The 18078-nt window shown below is 34.7% G+C and carries 12 protein-coding genes and 1 tRNA gene; 5 read left to right on the forward strand and 8 right to left on the reverse strand.

The genetic code is table 11. From position 1 onward, the window contains the following. Positions 1 to 548 precede the first annotated feature (548 nt). The 3 genes from J3U59_RS07070 to recQ all read right to left on the reverse strand — a co-directional run bounded on the left by J3U59_RS07070 (position 549) and on the right by recQ (position 5017). Positions 549 to 1727, reverse strand: a complete 1179-nt coding sequence (locus J3U59_RS07070) for a M20 family metallopeptidase (RefSeq protein ID WP_267332911.1) — start codon at positions 1725 to 1727, stop codon at positions 549 to 551. Between the two features lie 133 nt (positions 1728 to 1860). Next, on the reverse strand, positions 1861 to 3093 hold the full coding sequence (locus J3U59_RS07075) for a hypothetical protein (RefSeq protein ID WP_416379552.1): 1233 nt from the start codon (positions 3091 to 3093) through the stop codon (positions 1861 to 1863). 94 nt (positions 3094 to 3187) lie between these two features. Continuing rightward, positions 3188 to 5017 (reverse strand): DNA helicase RecQ, encoded by a 1830-nt coding sequence (gene recQ, locus J3U59_RS07080; protein WP_267332913.1) that lies wholly within the window; start codon positions 5015 to 5017, stop codon positions 3188 to 3190. A gap of 296 nt (positions 5018 to 5313) precedes the next feature. Between recQ and J3U59_RS07085 the strand changes: the two genes are divergently transcribed. Continuing rightward, a tRNA-Val gene (locus tag J3U59_RS07085) sits at positions 5314 to 5390 on the forward strand. Positions 5391 to 6180: 790 nt separating this feature from the next. Beyond that, the gene (locus tag J3U59_RS07090) at positions 6181 to 6843 is read left to right on the forward strand and encodes a DUF7424 family protein (RefSeq protein WP_267332914.1); all 663 of its coding nucleotides are present in this window, start codon (positions 6181 to 6183) and stop codon (positions 6841 to 6843) included. A gap of 126 nt (positions 6844 to 6969) precedes the next feature. Here the strand turns inward: J3U59_RS07090 and J3U59_RS07095 are convergent, their stop codons facing one another. Further along, complete coding sequence (locus tag J3U59_RS07095) at positions 6970 to 8958, reverse strand: TonB-dependent receptor domain-containing protein (protein ID WP_267332915.1); 1989 nt, start codon at positions 8956 to 8958, stop codon at positions 6970 to 6972. A gap of 172 nt (positions 8959 to 9130) precedes the next feature. Between J3U59_RS07095 and J3U59_RS07100 the strand changes: the two genes are divergently transcribed. The 3 genes from J3U59_RS07100 to J3U59_RS07110 all read left to right on the forward strand — a co-directional run bounded on the left by J3U59_RS07100 (position 9131) and on the right by J3U59_RS07110 (position 13171). Beyond that, complete coding sequence (locus J3U59_RS07100) at positions 9131 to 10057, forward strand: siderophore ABC transporter substrate-binding protein (RefSeq protein ID WP_267332916.1); 927 nt, start codon at positions 9131 to 9133, stop codon at positions 10055 to 10057. Between the two features lie 400 nt (positions 10058 to 10457). Further along, positions 10458 to 11774: a 30S ribosomal protein S12 methylthiotransferase RimO gene (gene rimO, locus J3U59_RS07105; RefSeq protein WP_267332917.1), complete on the forward strand. Its 1317-nt coding sequence runs from the start codon at positions 10458 to 10460 to the stop codon at positions 11772 to 11774. 8 nt (positions 11775 to 11782) lie between these two features. Next, positions 11783 to 13171 (forward strand): MATE family efflux transporter, encoded by a 1389-nt coding sequence (locus J3U59_RS07110; RefSeq protein ID WP_267332918.1) that lies wholly within the window; start codon positions 11783 to 11785, stop codon positions 13169 to 13171. Positions 13172 to 13716: 545 nt separating this feature from the next. Here J3U59_RS07110 and tkt read toward each other — a convergent pair. The 4 genes from tkt to J3U59_RS07130 all read right to left on the reverse strand — a co-directional run bounded on the left by tkt (position 13717) and on the right by J3U59_RS07130 (position 18047). After that, a complete protein-coding gene (tkt, locus tag J3U59_RS07115) occupies positions 13717 to 15723 on the reverse strand; it encodes a transketolase (RefSeq protein ID WP_267332919.1) in 2007 nt (668 codons plus the stop codon). A 137-nt stretch (positions 15724 to 15860) separates the two neighbouring features. Further along, positions 15861 to 16811: a transaldolase gene (gene tal / locus J3U59_RS07120; RefSeq protein WP_267332920.1), complete on the reverse strand. Its 951-nt coding sequence runs from the start codon at positions 16809 to 16811 to the stop codon at positions 15861 to 15863. 213 nt (positions 16812 to 17024) lie between these two features. Beyond that, on the reverse strand, positions 17025 to 17480 hold the full coding sequence (gene rpiB / locus J3U59_RS07125; RefSeq protein WP_267332921.1) for a ribose 5-phosphate isomerase B: 456 nt from the start codon (positions 17478 to 17480) through the stop codon (positions 17025 to 17027). Positions 17481 to 17807: 327 nt separating this feature from the next. Continuing rightward, a complete protein-coding gene (locus J3U59_RS07130; RefSeq protein ID WP_267332922.1) occupies positions 17808 to 18047 on the reverse strand; it encodes a FeoC-like transcriptional regulator in 240 nt (79 codons plus the stop codon). Positions 18048 to 18078: the final 31 nt, after the last annotated feature.

Here is an 18078-nt window from a genome sequence, read left to right on the forward strand (position 1 = left end):
AGCCTCCCCAAATTACTCGTATCGTCCATTTTTGCTTGCTTCTTCGAGGCTATTATCGCTATGTACTAATCTTCAAATTTGTTCCATAAAAAATTTGTCCCCACAACCGCTCGAATACTGGTCACAGCTTTACTGCTTTCGTTTCACATTAACAAACCAGCGAGAATCGTAGCTCGTGTATGCCCTCGCCTTATTCAGTATTCTGAATGTTCTAGGCCAATTCCCTCACTCGGCAAAATTTATATTGGAAATGAACATCTCGATTGGAATTAAGTAATCGCCCAAGAAAAAAACTTAAGTATAAAACACCCTGTGAAGCCTTTTTTAGGCTGAATTCATACTTAGTAGTTGAATTCAAGCAAAGTTTTTATGCTAAAACGTACATATTTCCTTAAGCTTTTTATCAAAATTTAATTTGTTAAATGATCTATTTGTCAGCAGTTGTGAAATAGTTTAGGTTAATTGATATGTTGAATTATCACGCTGCCAAGCCATTTGGCTGGGCAGAGTATCCGCCTAAATCAACTTTTTATTCAAGTTTTTGGCGTTTAGTTTTGATTTAAATAAGCCCAAGCATATTGTGCATAAAATTCTGCACCTAAGGTCATACCATCTTCGTCAACATTAAAGCAACCATGATGATGTGGCCATTGCGTGTCTTTTTCAGAATTACCGGAACCCACCAAGGCAAAAGCGCCTGGAATGTTTTCTGTATAGTAACTAAAATCTTCACCACCAGTTGTCGGCGGTTCAAAATAAAGGGTTTGTTCACCAAACGATTCGACAATAACTTTTTGTGCTAATAAGGCACTCTCTTTATCATTAATCACGGGAAGTGTACCGTAAATATATTCAACTTCGGCCGTAGCTCGGTACATAGCAGCAACTTGGTTAGCATATCGACGAATTGCTGCTTCAATTTTGTCACGTACAGCAACATTAAAACAGCGTACAGTGCCCTCTAATACCGCATTTTCGGCAATCACATTAAAACGAGTACCAACATCCATTTTGCCAATGGTGACTACAGCTGGATCAAGGGGAGATACCTCACGCGAGACAATAGATTGTATATTCATTACAAATGAAGATGCGACCATAACGGCATCAACAGTGTCATGTGGCATAGATCCATGTCCACCTTTACCTTTAAAACGAACAGTTAATAAATCTGCCGAAGCAAAACTAGAACCGACCACACAAGATACTTTCCCTACAGGTGTTTGTGACCAAATATGCATGCCAAAAGCGCTATCGACATCTTCAAGCACACCCTGTTTAATCATGCTTTTTGCACCTTGGGCGATTTCTTCCGCCGGTTGAAACACTAATCTCACATTACCTTTTAGCTGATCGCGAATAGCATAAAGTGCTTTAGCCGCAGTCAGTAGCATAGAAGCATGGGTATCATGACCACAAGCATGCATTTTGCCATCAATTGTTGATTTATAATCGATGTTGGTACTTAATTCTTGCACCGGTAATGCATCGATATCTGCTCTCAGTAAGATTCTTTTACCGGGTTTACCACCTTGGATATCAGCAATAATGCCTGTTGGTTTTGTCCGGCGGTAAGGAATACCGATTTTATCAAGTTGTTCGGCTATTTTGTCGGTGGTTCTAAACTCTTCCCATGGTAATTCAGGATGTCGATGTAGGTCTCGACGAAAAGCAATCATTTCATCAATATTTTGTTGAACGAGTTTTTTAATATCTGGATTTATCATGATACTACCTTTAATATTTCAATGTATTCTATTTTTTAGGATTAGATATGCAATCATCTAATCCTTATTTATGTCATTACTCTTTTTTAATTGTGTCGGTTACTTTAGCCAATCAACACAATTATATCTGTCGCTAAGGCGTAACTGCTGATGGTGCGACAATCATATTGACCATGATACCTGCAAGCACCACAGATACGATTGTGACTGAAATAAATCCACCAATCAGCATCGGGGGTAGCATATGGCTAGTCAGCACCTCTTTTTCTTTCTGATCTTTAGTTAAATTGTTGATCACTTCATTGGTAATAATATAATCGGCAGGAAAACCATATAAGGCGGTCAGTGCGATAGAAAACGCCATCTCTTTACTCACTTTTAAAACTTTACCCACAATCACCGAAAAGATAAACATGCCAACCACCGCAGATAAAATAAAGATGATAAGTGGTGTAATTAATCGAACTAGCATTTCAGGCGTTGCTTTACTTAAGGTATCAAAAATAAAGAGCATTAATCCCATCACCGCTAAACCAAATCCACCTGCTTTTTTGAGTGGATGACGTTCTAAGAAGCCACACGATGCCGCAATAACACCAAATAGTAAACATAAGACAAATGGGCTAACACTGACAATTGGCTTTAAAATTTCAGAGACAGAGTAAGCTAAAAGCCCAATAATTGCGATACGTAAAAAGATGAAATAAGATGAATTATAGCTGGAAGGAATTTTAGCAAACATGCGTGGCATCGGATTTTCATCATATGCGACCACTGATTGTTTGTCAATCGATGACTTTGGATCGTTATTGGCATTCCAAGTACCTGCATGATACTGGCTTAACACTCGTCGCCCTTCTCGTTTAAGCATGATTGAGGTAAGCGGATAACCAATAAAGCCTTGCATCACATAGATAATAATGGCAAATACAGCAAGATCAGGTAATCCAGCATCGGTTGCACCTTTCGCCATAATAATGGCCGATACAATGCCGCCAACTAGAGGCGGAATCGCCACAACAACGGTATTAAAGTCAAAGAATAGATAGCCCACTATTATTGCAATAATAATGATCCCCACAATTCCTGCCAGCGAAATTAAAATAGTTTTCCACTGTAGTAATAGTTCCTTAACCGATAATAGTGTGCCCATATTAACGATCAGTAAATACATAAACATTACAGCAACGACAGTTGGGATACCCGCACGAGCGACGATATCTTTTGGGAAAAACGTCCAATAACCAAGTAAGAAAAGTACAGCACAAATAAATACAGAGGGGATCCAAGCTTTGGTTCGGGTTGAAACAATATCGCCAAGATATAAAATAATTAACAATAATACGAGCGCTAACATTTGTGGCATGTCATTCATCGGTGACATAAAAAGCTCCATTTTTTATCTTTTTTAATAAATTTGTTTTCTTAAGAGACGCTATTATAGTTAATTATTTATGATGTTATATATTTTTTATCATGAAATCGTTAATTTCATCTAAAAATAAATTGCCATATTTCTCTAATTTAATTTTACCTACGCCTGTAACATTAAGTAGTTGTTTTTTGCTTTCTGGCATAGTTTGCACCATTTCTAATAAGGTCGCATCGCTAAATATGACATATGGTGCAATATCTTCAACATCTGCAATATCTTTACGTAATCGTTTTAGATTATTAAATAAAATACGCTCTTCATAAGACAAAATGGTAGTTAAGTTAATTGCTCTAGCATATCGATTTAAGCGACTCTTCTTCACAATCTCTAGTCGAGGTTTAGCTAATGATAAGCTAATCTCACCTCTTAAAATTTTTCGTGCCTCTTGAGTCAGTTGTAACGTTGTAAAAGTTGAAATATTTTGACTTAAGTAACCTAAATAAATTAATTGTCTAATGACACTTAACCAATAATCTGTTGAATGCTGTTTCCCAATTCCATAAACAGACAATTTGTCATGTCCGTTTTCTTTTATTTGCGAGCGAGCTGATCCTCGTAATACATCAGAAATATATTGCGCGCCATAACGTTGCTCAACGCGATAGACACACGATAAAACTTTTTGCGCATCAATTAAACCATCGTACATTTCTGGTGGATACAGACAAATATCACAGTTATTACAAGGCTCGCTGTGATTTTCGCCAAAATAATTAAGCAATACGATTCGCCGACAAGTTAAGCTTTGAGCAAATGATTCCATAGCATTAACTTTATGTTGCTCGACCTCTTTATGCTTACCATCCATTTTGTCAGCAATTTGTCGATGATACCAATTTAAATCTTTTCCATTAAAAAGTAATATTGCTTCGGCAGGTACGCCGTCTCGCCCTGCTCGTCCCGTTTCTTGATAATAAGCTTCAATTGTTCTTGGGCAATCTGCATGGATAACAAATCGAATATTCGGTTTATTAATTCCCATACCAAATGCAACTGTTGCAACAATAATTTGTACATTATCTTTTAAAAAAGATTCTTGTGCCTGTAAACGTTCGCTGTTGGTTAAACCAGCATGATAAGCTATAACAGAAAAACCACGTGCAGCAAGCCTTGTCGCCATATCTTCAACTTTAGAACGACTTGAACAATAAATTATGCCACTATTGCCTTTTTGTGTTTCAATAAAAGAGACCACTTGCTCGGTTAAATTAAATTTATCCACTACAGTATAACGGATATTGGGACGATCAAAACTACGTACGACAACTAAAGGATCCACTAGTTTTAATTGATGAATAATATCCGTCTGAGTCATCTCATCCGCTGTTGCAGTCAGTGCAACCAAAGGAATATCAGGAAAACGCGCAGAGAGCTGCCCTAATTGGCGATAATCAGGGCGAAAATCATGGCCCCATTGTGAAATACAGTGTGCTTCATCTATGGCAATTAATGAAGGGGGATGTTTTTCAATCATGGTAGAAAATGATGATACAGCAAGTCTTTCCGGTGAAATATAAAGCAATTTTATCGAGTGTGATAAATATTGTTCAATAACGGCTTGCTGTTCATCTGATGATTGAGTTGCATTTAGATATGCTGCCGAAATACCGTTGGCAATGAGTTGATCAACCTGATCTTTCATTAAAGAAATTAACGGTGAAATGACCAAAGCGGTACTTGGCAATAATACGGCGGGTATTTGGTAACATAACGATTTACCACCACCGGTAGGAATAATTGTTAAGGTATCTCGACCATCGATAATTGATTCAATAATTTCTTTTTGTTGATTTCTGAATGATTTATATCCAAAAATATTATGTAAAACATCCTCTATCTGATCTTTTATCGACATGTTAACCAAAACAAATAGCTCCTTAATTATTCCATGGAGTATAGCTAAATAAGACTAAACAAACCACAGAAAATTTACATTTATTTACAATTCGAGAAAAAAAACTAAAACTGTTTTTTAAATTGTAATAATGATAAAAATAAATCTATTTTACAACCCTTATCTTGATCATAAAAACAACGGATTCGGTTATTCTATAACCACAATCGTTCAATAGATTAAAAAACAGGCTATTTTTAATTTTTTTACTTGATACAAATCGATTTCACAGCTAATATTTGCGTGTTTCAACATATACGCCCGTAGCTCAGTTGGTTAGAGCATCACCTTGACATGGTGGGGGTCAGTGGTTCGAGTCCACCCGGGCGTACCAATTCAAGTCCTTATCCGAAAAGACTCCGCAAGAATTAATCTTCATCTCAATTCTATTAAAGGGGTTAAATCGGGGTAAAACTGGGGTAAAACCCATACCATTTTTTAGCAAATCTATTATTATCCACTTTCCACCGCCGCACTTCAAATTTCACCATTGCAAAATTCGTTTATTGTTAATAAAAGACCGTTTGCTTGTAACATGATAACAATTAACAACACAATACCATTTACAAACGTGGGCTATAGCTTATTTTGAATATATACAATTATTCAATTGATTATTATACTTAAAAATCAAGATAATTATTGCATATAGAATAACTTCTAAACACGAGAATAAAAAAAAAGCGATCAAAATCGCAATTGTTACAACAAATTATCTTAACTTACTTTATTGTTGGATGATATTCACTTTTTCACACGTACAAAATACGAGAAAGGCTATGCTCTTAATAACACCATATTGTGCCTGTTATTTCCCATCATCATTTTTTAATTTAATATTTATTATTATTAAATTCAGATCTGATAAGTTAGTTAACTAATGATTGTCTTCGTTGATGTCAAATTTCGATTAATCATAGGAACGGTATGACATATTTTTTATTTTGAACGTTCGATTGGCTAGCCTATCAAGATAAAACAGAGTTAACAGCATAATTCAAGTCATAAAAAAATTTTGATAAATAATAAATTAAAATTTTTTGACTGTATTTTGAATTAACCATGGTTAAATAAATTTTTACTGATATGATCTAAGTAATTAAACACTTTAATAGGAAAATACAATGAAAAAAATTTTATTAATATCATTTATTTCTGCAATGCTATTAGGTTGTGATGCTAATGTTGAAACAACCGTGACAATTTCACAGCTTGATGCTAAACCATCTTTTGTTAAGGGAAACTTAACATTAGAAGTCCCTGCCTGCTCAGATTATAAAGACTCCAGAAGTGAATCATCGTCACTCATTACAGCTAAAAAAGAGATAGCCCAACTATTCAAATCAGTTGAATATAAAGAGTGTTATACTCAAAAAATGAAATCATATGCATCATTTGAAATTCCTATTTTAGTTGGTCAAGACATATCAGACACTGAACTTTTAAAACAAGCAGATATCCTAACGGTTAAACATGATAAAGGAATATATGCTATAACTAACCCCGAGTTCACAAAAAAATTAATTCAATATAAGAAAAAAGCCATGTCAAATATTGATTTTAAAATTTCAATTTCACTTATCAATGACACCGATAAGTCTATCGATAAAATTTCTGTAACAAAAGCTTTTATCAATAATAGCCCATACGATGCGGCAGAGTTCTCTTTAACACCAAATGCTAAGGTAACAATAACACTGAGTGATGTTTCTACCCAAATACTGTTAAACCCGACTACAGATTCAAATAATAAACAAGGCATAACTGAAATCGCTAAATTTCAGTAAAATAATATTGTTAAATGCATATTATATGTCTTTATGATACTTACATAATTAAAAAAGGGCGCTTTAACCCGCCCTTTTTATATAAAAATCATCTTAGAAAAATAGTCGAGAGATTGTTTGGTTCATTTAGAAATTAATCTCAGTACCAACAAAATAACGTCGACCTTCTAACGTTTTACCAAAATCATCGTTACTTACGTCTTTATCAAACAAGTTATAAATACCAGCATATAATTTTGCTTGTTTATGGATTTTATAAGAAGCGCCTATATCCCAGAAGGTATAGCCTGCATAAGTGACATATTTAGTTTTTTTACCATCTCTTTTTGTTGCATTTTCTTGACCATAATAAGCCATTTTAGCCCATAAATCCCAATCATGGGCCACATACCAATCAAGTTGTGTATTGAACTTCTGTTTAGGTGTACGATTTAGCGCTCTTCCTTTATTTGGACCTGTTTTTTGTTCAGTCTTAGTCCAAGAATAATTGGTACTTAATAAGAAATCAGTAAATAATGGCGATTTGAATGATAATTCAATACCTTTCAGATTAGCTTTATCTACATTTTCTCTACCTTGTACAAAATCAAATTTTTCTTTATAACCATCAATTTTACATAAACCTTTACCTGCTGGACCATTACAAATATAGTAAGTTTGAATTTTATCTTTATACTTGGTATAGAAAGCAGTTGCTGATGCATCAACACCATATTCGTTAGTATAACCAAGACCAATTTCATAGTTATCAGATTTTTCCGGTTTTAGGTCAGGATTTCCCATTACCATGCCTTTATTCCCAGTACCTGCTCCACCGGTTACTTGTCCCCAATCAGAAACGACTTGACGTAATTGAGGAGTCGCAAAGCCAGTTGAATAACCACCTTTTAACGTAAAGTTATCATCAATATTCCAAACACTGTACACACGCGGATTCCAGTTGCTACCATAATTTTCATCTTTGTTATAACGCAAACCAAGCGTTAAACTCCAATTCTCCATTAATTTTAACTCATCTTCAGCAAACAAAGCATAATTCCAACGATCAATTTTAGTAACGGATTTATTTAACTGATTACCTCTGTCATGCAGTTCTTGATAGTTATATTTACCACCAACCGTTAACGTATTGATATAAAATGGAATTGTTATTCTTGAATCCACATCCGTGTTTCTAATTTTCATCTTTCTTTCTGGGTTATTATTACCTTCATAAGAAATAAAAGAAGTCGTTGATACATCACCAAATATCCCATTATGCGTTAAAGCAAATGAGTTACGAGCATTATCACGAACAAAATCACCTCTATTTTTGTCTCTGGTTTTCCCAGCTGATCCTTTACTATTTTGTAAAGAACGACCAAAGTCTAAATCAAATTTTTGAGTATCGGTTGCATTCAACGATAATTTTCCATTTATACTACGTAATTTTTGCTCGGAATGACCATTTAAAAACTCATCCTCATGGCGATTAGAGTATTGCCCATAAAGTTGAATACCTAAAATATCATCAATAATAGGGCCCATTGTTGAAAAGCTGCCAGTATAAGTATCTTTTTCTTTGGAACGATAAGGGATAACTGACTCTAAACGTAAACCTGAATGCCACTTATCTGATACTTTTTTGGTAATAATATTAATGACCCCGCCCATCGCATCAGAACCATACAGTGAAGACATAGGCCCTCGGACAACTTCAATACGTTCAATTGCGGTCAATGGTGGTAACCAACCTTGCTCAAAACCGGAACCATCACTATTTGGCCGTGTTTCACGAGTGTTAATTTTTTTACCATCAACTAAAATCATCGTGTATTTAGCATCCATACCACGAATACTAATATCAGTTGAATCACCGCCACCTGTTATTGTGACACCTGGAATATCTTTTAAAGCGTCAGTGACATCACGGTAAGGTTTATTATCAATTTCTTCGGGCGTAATAACCGAAATTGTCGCCGGCGCTTCTTTAACTTGTTGCGCAAATCCCGAAGCGGTTACAACCATAGTATCAGTATCAGAATTAGTTGCCGCCAAAGCCGAGGTTGATAATGATATTAAAATACCTGAATTGATTGCATGTTTAGCAAGTTTAAGTTTCTTTTTGAAAGCCATGATGTATAACCCTATTATTAATAATGATATTTTTATTTCAAGTGGAATGTGAACACTACAGTATATGAGAACAATTATCAATATCTTTTCGAAAAATTATTTAAGACTAGACAATTTTAATTTATTAAATAATAATAGTTCTCATTTACACATAAACATAATGCGAGAAATTATGATGAAGAGAAATAAAAAATGGTTAGTAATTAGCCTTATTGCCGCGACATTAGGACTAACCGGTTGCCAATCATCAAATACGATGATAGTAACAGCCGATAATCAAACAGTAACGGTTCCCAAATTACCACATAAAGTTGTCGTGATGAATTATGGAGCCTTAGACACCTTAGATGCATTAGGCAAAGGTTCTATCGTTGTTGGCGCACCACAATCAGTAATTCCAACCTACTTAAATCAGTATAAAAAAACCAATATTAAAGATACAGGTAATATGAAAGAACCTGATTTAGAGGCGATTAAACAAGTTAAACCTGATTTAATTATTATTGATGGTCGTCAAGCTAGTCGTGCGCCTGAGTTAACTAAAATTGCGCCTGTTATTAATCTAAGTGTTGATGCTAAAAACTATATTCAATCAACAAAAGATCATATTAATGTGTTGGCAAGTATTACCGGAACAGAAACTAAAGCTACTAATTTGATTCAATCGCTTGAAAAAAAGGTAAATGATGCACAATCAATTGCTTTAGCAAGCCATAAAAAAGCGATTGTAGCAATTCATAATGATGGAAAAATGATCCTTATAAATACTAGCTCAAGTGCGGCTTTAATACATGATGTACTAAAAGTTAAACGGGCAGTACCCGTCGATGTTAAATCTAGCAATAATAACGACAAACCTAAACCGGTATTTATTGATAATCATTACATAAGCACAGTAAAACCTGATGTTATCTATATCGTTGATCGCAGTAAAGCGATTGGTAAAGAAGGCATGAGTGAAAATTACTTTGACTCAAAAGTATTGAAAAAGGCTAAAACACAGGTGATATATTTAACGCCTGATCTTTGGTACTTATCTGGCGGCGGTGCAGAAAGTTTGGATCGTCAAATTGATGAAGTGGTAAATTCACTAAAATAAATTATTATTAAATTTTTAACTTCCTATTTATGAGCTGTTATTGTCAAATAACGGCTCTTTTTTTAATTAGATAAATCAACCATAATAAATTAAAATACGAGGAATAATTAGCTACTTTTTAGCTATTCTAATTTTAATAACTCAATTCAAAAAACAGTTTACTTAAAATTCAAATTAACCCCATTAAAGCATAAGAAACTTATTTTAACGTAGAATAACCATCTATTAATACATTGATGCTAAAGATGTTTATACGCAATGAGAAATTCTTTATATCAACTAAGATGAAATATGGTAAAATGCACCCGTTTTTTTATTATTAGCTACAAAATTAAACTAATTGACTGATAAAATTCTCAAATATACCTCTAATTAATAAACACACTATAAAAATATGAATATGTCATCCCCTACTATTGGATTTGTGAGTCTTGGTTGTCCTAAAAACCTTGTTGACTCAGAGCGAATTTTAACTGAGTTACGTACTCAAGGTTATCAAGTTGTACCAAGTTATGATAATGCTGATTTAGTTATTGTTAATACCTGTGGTTTTATTGATAGTGCTGTACAAGAATCGCTTGAAGCTATCGGTGAAGCATTAAACGAAAATGGAAAAGTCATTGTCACTGGCTGCCTTGGCGCCAAAGAAGATCAGATTCGTTCTGTTCATCCTAAAGTGCTTGAAATATCAGGTCCACACAGTTACGAATCTGTGCTAACTCATGTAAACAAATACGCGCCTAAACCAGCTTATAATCCCTTTACAAGTTTAGTGCCACAACAAGGTGTTAAATTAACACCAAAGCATTATGCTTATTTAAAAATTTCTGAAGGTTGTAATCATAACTGTACATTTTGTATTATTCCATCACTTCGAGGCGAGATGGTCAGTCGCCCGATTGGTAATGTGCTTGATGAAGCTAAACGCTTAGCCGACAGTGGTGTTAAAGAATTATTAGTGATTGCACAAGATACATCAGCCTATGGTATTGATATTAAAAATCGTACCGATTTCTGGAATGGTATGCCACTAAAAACCGATATCAAAACGCTTTGTGAACAATTAGCGAGTTTCGGTATTTGGGTAAGGTTACACTATATGTATCCCTACCCGAGTGTTGATGAATTGATTCCATTAATGGCTGAAGGTAAAATTCTTCCTTATTTAGATGTACCTTTACAGCATGCCAGCCCATCAGTGCTGAAATCAATGAAACGACCGGGCACCATTGAACGTACTCTTGAACGAATTGAAAAATGGCGAAATATTTGTCCTGAAATCACCCTACGTTCAACCTTTATTGTCGGCTATCCTGGCGAAACCGAACAAGATTTTGAACTATTACTCGACTTTTTATCGCAAGCACAATTAGATCGTGTTGGCTGTTTTACTTACAGTCCTGTTGAAGGTGCAGCAGCGAATGCGCTACCAAATCAAATTCCTGACGAAATCAAACAACAACGTTATGATCGTTTTATGCAACTACAACAAATGATTTCTACCCAAAAATTACAAGATAAAATTGGGAAAACATTATCGGTCATCATAGACGAAGTAGATGAAGAAGGCGCAATTGGCCGTAGTATGGCAGATGCACCAGAAATTGATGGTGTTGTTTACCTAAATGAAGAAAACAGTGTTAAAGTTGGCGATATAGTTCAAGTTAATATTGAACATTCAGACGAATATGATTTATGGGGAACTGTTAAACAGTAATAATAACAATGAAACTACATTATCGGTTAGAGATTAAAAATATTATAAAATTAGCAGTTCCGGTATTGATTGCCCAAATATCGCAAACAGCTATCACCTTTGTTGATACCATTATGGCCGGCAATTATAGTGCTACTGCACTTTCTGGTGTAGCGATTGCGGTTTCCATTTGGCTACCAACAATTTTATTTGGTCAAGGATTACTGACAGTTTTAACACCGATTATCGCTAATTTAAATGGCGCGGCTAAACGCGATCAAATTGCAATTCATACCCGTCAAGGTGTAATTATTGCGTTATTTTTGTCGATAATCATGATGCTTTTTCTCTATCATTCCGATAAATTAATTACATTGAGAAGTTCAACTGATCATCCTATCGATCCAGAAATGGTTAATGTGGCGGTATCGTTTTTACGTGCAATTATGTGGGGAGTACCGGCTTTTTTACTCTTTTTTGTTTACCGTAATCAATGTGAAGGGTTATCAAATACTAAACCAGCAATGGTAATTATATTTATTGCATTACTTGCCAATATTCCCATTAATTACATATTAATATATGGTAAATTAGGGTTACCAGCTTTTGGCGGTGTAGGTTGCGGTATCACTGCCGCAATTATATTTTGGTTAATGTTCGCGTTAATAAGACTATACACATTAACCACCTCAAGTCAGCAAGATGTACGTAAAACACCAATGGTTAAACTATTTGATTTTTCAATCATCAAAAATATTATTGTTCTTGGTACACCTTTAGCATTAGCCTACTTTTTCGAAGTCAGTTTGTTTGCAGTTGTTGCATTATTGATAGCGCCATTAGGTCAAACAACCGTTGCTGCCCACCAAATTATTTTTACCATCAGTAGTTTAACATTTGCTATTCCCCTATCATTAGGTGTCGCAACAAGTATTCGTGTCGGTTTTTTATTGGGTAAAAGCAAGCCAATTTTAGCTAAGCAAAGCGCTTATATCAGTTTAACAATATCATTAATGTTAGCAATTATTGTGGCACTGATATTAGTAATATTTAAATCACCAATAATTGAAGTTTTCACCACCGAAAGCACTGTTATTTCTATCTGCATGCAATTAATTATTTTATTGGCTATCTATCAAGTCTCTGATTATTTACAGGTGGTTGCAAGTAACGTACTGCGCGGTTATAAAGATACACAAAGTATTTTCTTTATTACACTTATTTCTTATTGGGTAGTCGGCTTACCCGTTGGTTATATTTTGGGATTAACAAATATTATTATCGAACCAATAGGAGCTGCTGGTTTTTGGATAGGATTTATATCAGGCCTGAGTGTTGCAGCAATTTTATTGCTTGCAAGAATGGTTTATATTCAAAGACAACCTATCGATACCATTCTAGAACGAGCTGCTAGATAACTAGTTAAACTCTTTTATAAATAATAACAGAGTATTATTAGCATTCATTTGTATAAAATAGTGTTAGATATAGATTTTGAAATATCTGGCACTATAGCAATATCATTATATTATATGACCATATATAAATTAAAAATCAACGTATAAAAATGCTATTTATTTTATTGACATTAATTATATTTTAAATATCCCTTAAAACATCCTAATTTGCAGCCTTTTAATTAAAATAACAAATAAAAACAATACAATAAATTATTTAAATTGGATTTTTGAGCTTAATTTAAAAATAAAGCAAATGGATGGGTGTTCAATTAGATGTCAAACATGATTATATGCAACATGAAATTACAGAAATACCCGAACAACAAAATATCAAAGTCAAAGATTGGAACATGAATAATTTATACGAGTATGATAAATTGAAAAAAGATCCAAACCCTTTGAATTAGTATTTTAAATAATATTTTATAAAAATAGCTTATCAAAATAAAAACGCCATTAGCAATCTACTGCTTATGGCGTTATGAGTTCGTTTTTTAATGTTGTTATTTTAACAAACTATCGGCTTGGGCAATTACATTTTCAACAGTAAAACCAAATGCTTTAAATAATTGCTCTGCTGGTCCTGATTCACCAAACGTTGTCATGCCGATAACTTTGCCATTTAGACCTACATATTTATACCAATAATCACTAATACCAGCTTCAATAGCAATTCTTGCTGTTACTGATGAAGGTAAAACTGATTCTTTATAAGATGGATCTTGTTTGTCAAAGGCATCTGTTGAAGGCATTGAAACGACTCTAACCTTTTTACCTGCTTGGGTAAGTTGATGATAAGCTTCTACCGCAAGTTCAACTTCAGAGCCAGTCGCAATAATGATAAGATCTGGCGTGCCTGTACAATCATTTAGAACATAACCACCACGATAAACATTAGCTAATTGCTGTGCTGTACGATCTTGTTGTTTAAGATTTTGTCTTGAGAAGATCAATGCTGTTGGACCATCTTTACGTTCAATTGCATATTGCCATGCAATGGCTGATTCAACTTGGTCACACGGTCGCCAAGTACTAACGTTTGGAGTAACGCGCAAACTAGCCATTTGTTCAACAGGTTGATGCGTTGGTCCATCTTCACCTAAACCTATTGAATCATGGGTATAGATAAATAATGAACGAATCTTCATTAACGCAGCCATTCTTACTGCATTACGGGCATATTCCATAAACATTAAGAAAGTTGCACCGTAAGGAATAAATCCGCCATGTAGAGCAATACCATTCATAATCGCTGACATACCAAATTCACGCACGCCATAATGAATATAATTGCCATCAGGATTAGACAATATCTCTTTAGAGCCTGACCACATGGTTAAGTTACTTGGTGCTAAGTCCGCTGAACCACCAAGAAATTCTGGTAGTGCTGGTGCAAAAGCTTCGATCGCATTTTGTGAGGCTTTACGCGTTGCAATAGTTGCTGGATTTGCTTGTAATTTATTAATAAAATCTTTAGCTGTTTGTTGCCAATTAGTTGGCAATTGACCTTCAACACGGCGTTTGAATTCTTTCGCTAATTCAGGATAGGCTTTAGCATAAGCATCAAAACGCACATTCCACTCTTGCTCACTTTGCTGACCTTTTGCTTTTGCATCCCAAGCTTCATAATATTCTTTCGGAATTTCAAACGGCGGATATGTCCATCCTAATGCTTTGCGAGTGGCATCGATTTCAGCATCACCAAGTGGTGCCCCATGGCTTTCATGGCTACCAGCTTTATTTGGTGAACCAAAACCAATAATTGTTTTACACATTAATAATGATGGTTTATCTGTTACGGCTTGTGCATGTTCGATAGCTTCAGCTAACGCTTTCGCATCATGACCATCAATACCACGGATCACATGCCAGCCGTAAGCTTCAAAACGTTTTGCAGTATCATCAGTGAACCATCCTTCCACTTCACCATCAATTGAAATACCATTATCATCATAAAACGCGATAAGTTTACCTAATTTAAGGGTGCCAGCTAATGAACAGACTTCATGAGAAATACCTTCCATCATACAGCCATCACCCATAAATACATAAGTGTGATGATCAACAATATTATGACCGGCTTTATTAAATTGGGCTGCTAATGTTTTTTCTGCAATTGCCATACCAACCGCATTAGCGATACCTTGACCTAATGGGCCTGTTGTGGTTTCAATGCCTGGTAGATGACCATATTCAGGATGCCCTGCCGTTTTTGAATGCAATTGACGAAAATTCTTTAAATCATCTATCGTGACATTATAGCCTGTTAAATGTAATAAGCTATAAATCAACATTGACGCATGGCCATTTGATAATACAAATCGGTCACGGTCTGCCCAATGAGGATTAGTTGGATTATGTTTTAAAAAACCTCGCCAAAGAACTTCGGCCATATCCGCCATTCCCATAGGAGCCCCTGGATGACCTGATTTTGCTTTTTGTACGCCATCCATACTTAATGCTCTTATCGCATTCGCGAGTTCGCGGTGAGATAAAGTTGTTGCATTCATTTTGTTATCTCCAAAATATTTAATTTAAATATCATTACTATTTGCAAGTTAAATCACACTTACAAAAATCGTTAAGAAATTAACGATAAAAAATAAAAAAGAGGGGGAAACACGCTCCCCCTGACGATTGTACATAATTAGAGAAGTGCACCAATCATGTCTTCTAATTTACCTTGATCAACAGCAAAAGCACGAATACCTTCAGCTAATTTTTCAACCGCCATTGCATCACTATTATGTTGCCATCTAAATTCAGCTTCAGTCATTAATGTAGGGCGCGCAACAATGGTTTGATTAGGATCTAATTTACGTACTACTGGCGCGTTAGATTGTTGCATTTCTGATAGTAAATTAGGCGAAATAGTTAATCTATCACAACCAGCTAAAGCTAAAATTTGGTCGACTTTACGGAAACTTGCGCCCATAACAATGGTTTTATAACCATGTTGTTTGTAATAATTATAAATATTACGAACCGAAACAACCCCTGGATCTTGATCGGCCACATAAGGTTCAATAGGTTTTTTAGCTTGATACCAATCATAAATACGACCAACAAAAGGGGAAATTAAAAAGGCATTCACTTCTGCACAGGCTCGTGCTTGGGCAAACGAAAAGAGTAATGTTAAATTACAATTAATACCCTCTTTTTCTAAAACTTCTGCGGCTTTAATACCTTCCCACGTTGAAGCAATTTTGATTAAGATTCTTGATTTATCGATCCCTTTTTGCTTATAAAGTTCGATAATTCGGCGTGCTTTTTCGATACAACCCTGTTTATCAAATGACAGGCGAGCGTCAACTTCTGTTGAGATGCGTCCTGGAATGATTTTTAAAATTTCAGCGCCTATATTTACAGCAACTTGATCACAAGCATTGACCAATTGTTGCTCTTTACTGCCACCTAATTTTTTAGCAGTTTCAACAGCAGAATCGATTAAATGACGATATTGAGGAAGTTGAGCGGCTTTAAGTACTAAAGAAGGATTAGTTGTTGCATCTTCAGGCGAAAATTGTTTAATTGAATCGATATCACCAGTATCAGCAACTACAACGGTTAATTTTTTGAATTCATCTAATTGACTCATACATCTATGTCCTCTACAACATTGCTATTTCAAATTGAGTTATCATATCATTTATTCAGTAATAAAACGACACTATCAAATCGCTATTTATATTGTTATTTTGAACTAAGAAAGTTAAAAATGTCGATAAAAACACGCGAGTTCTACTACAATATTTTATATTTTTTTATGAATTTAACTTCACTTTAACTAAAAAATTTCTTACTAACCTAATTACTTTGAATATAACTCATCGTAATAACAGATTCGTTCAACCTTAGCCGTTGATCCACCACCTTCAAATTCCGATTCTAGCCATGCTTGTACGAGCTTTTTCGCTAATTCTACCCCGATGACTCTAGCCCCCATAGTCATAATCTGTGCATTATTACTTTTTCTGGCTCGTTCGGCTGAATAGACATCATGGCACTGAGCGGCACGAATACCGGGAACTTTATTGGCAGCTATCGCTACGCCAATTCCAGTTCCACAAATTAAAATACCTCGCTCATGTTTTCCGGCTTTAATAGCAGATGCAACAGCATTAGCAACATCAGGATATAAACCATTTTCTGACTGCTTATCACTACTATAATCAACGAGTTCAATACCTTGCTTAGTTAAATATTCAACAATACTATTTCTAAATTCAAAAGCAGCATCATCTGCGCCAATTGCAATAGATTTCATGTTTTCTCCTTACTAACTTTTACTAAAATGAACATAAGTTCATATTAATATCATTTGTTATTATTTAAATATAAATTATTTCAGTTATGTGATAAAGGTCTCGAAAATAAAATATTTATTAAGCTATTGATGAGTAGAAGACGAAAATTATTGATTATTTTTTACTTAAAAGCCCTAATAACCTTAATTTCTTTCACAGAAACAATCAAAGGTTAAACATAAAAACATTTGATATAGCCTAAAGAAACATGAGAAAAATGAGATGGCGGCAAATTTATTTTATCTGTTGATACATCTCATTGAAAAGGATGAATTAACTGACGTTATTTAAGATGATGCCCAAGTATAAATGCGTTGACCAGTTAGGTCACAACCGACACAACTGACACATTTTTTTGTTCCACAGGCATTTGAATCCTCCATAATATAGAGCTTTATCTTGCCTTTTTTAATCCAAAACAACATCATTTGTTCAACTACACTTTCAGGCAAATGAAAATAGCGAGCAATATCTTGTAGATTTGCTCGCCCTTTTAATTGAATATAATCTCGAATCGAAATTAACATATGAGTAAAAAGACAAACGCTAGGTTTGCTC

The sequence above is a fragment of the Gilliamella sp. B3783 genome (genome assembly GCF_026536125.1).
In the GTDB taxonomy this organism is placed as follows: Bacteria; Pseudomonadota; Gammaproteobacteria; order Enterobacterales; family Orbaceae; genus Gilliamella.

Bases quoted from the DNA above. Each gene is read 5' to 3' on its own strand.
- recQ (WP_267332913.1), bottom strand. From the start codon at position 5,017: ATGTCGATAAAAGATCAGATAGAGGATGTTTTACATAATATTTTTGGA.
- J3U59_RS07130 (WP_267332922.1), bottom strand. From the start codon at position 18,047: ATGTTAATTTCGATTCGAGATTATATTCAATTAAAAGGGCGAGCAAAT.
- J3U59_RS07110 (WP_267332918.1), top strand. From the start codon at position 11,783: ATGAAACTACATTATCGGTTAGAGATTAAAAATATTATAAAATTAGCA.
- J3U59_RS07100 (WP_267332916.1), top strand. From the start codon at position 9,131: ATGATGAAGAGAAATAAAAAATGGTTAGTAATTAGCCTTATTGCCGCG.
- J3U59_RS07090 (WP_267332914.1), top strand. From the start codon at position 6,181: ATGAAAAAAATTTTATTAATATCATTTATTTCTGCAATGCTATTAGGT.
- tal (WP_267332920.1), bottom strand. From the start codon at position 16,811: ATGAGTCAATTAGATGAATTCAAAAAATTAACCGTTGTAGTTGCTGAT.
- rpiB (WP_267332921.1), bottom strand. From the start codon at position 17,480: ATGAAATCTATTGCAATTGGCGCAGATGATGCTGCTTTTGAATTTAGA.
- rimO (WP_267332917.1), top strand. From the start codon at position 10,458: ATGTCATCCCCTACTATTGGATTTGTGAGTCTTGGTTGTCCTAAAAAC.
- tkt (WP_267332919.1), bottom strand. From the start codon at position 15,723: ATGAATGCAACAACTTTATCTCACCGCGAACTCGCGAATGCGATAAGA.
- J3U59_RS07075 (WP_416379552.1), bottom strand. From the start codon at position 3,093: ATGCCACAAATGTTAGCGCTCGTATTATTGTTAATTATTTTATATCTT.
- J3U59_RS07095 (WP_267332915.1), bottom strand. From the start codon at position 8,958: ATGGCTTTCAAAAAGAAACTTAAACTTGCTAAACATGCAATCAATTCA.
- J3U59_RS07070 (WP_267332911.1), bottom strand. From the start codon at position 1,727: ATGATAAATCCAGATATTAAAAAACTCGTTCAACAAAATATTGATGAA.